The following is a 229-nucleotide window of genomic DNA, read 5'->3' on the forward strand; positions in this document are numbered from 1 at the left end:
CGCTCACGTGTATCTTGTTTGTTACCATAGCGCACATAACCTGGAATGATTGAGCCCCACTCATTGTCAACATATTGGTCAAACTCGCCATTACCATCAACATCTTGGCGAATAGTAAGATCAGCATCTTCTGTCGCAGCATTATAAAAGCCCTGACCTTCATAACTGTCAATACGCAAGGTTCTTTCAGAATAAACTGCGGTAAATAACGCACCAAACTTTCCATCAT

At 41.9% G+C, this 229-nt stretch carries 1 protein-coding gene; it reads right to left on the reverse strand.

Going from position 1 to position 229, the window contains the following annotated elements:
- On the reverse strand, nt 1-229 hold a 229-nt coding region (locus BKB51_RS20830), incomplete at both ends, for a hypothetical protein (protein ID WP_158090299.1).

The sequence above is a fragment of the Kiloniella majae genome, from assembly GCF_002118315.1.
Classification (GTDB): Bacteria; Pseudomonadota; Alphaproteobacteria; order Kiloniellales; family Kiloniellaceae; genus Kiloniella; species Kiloniella majae.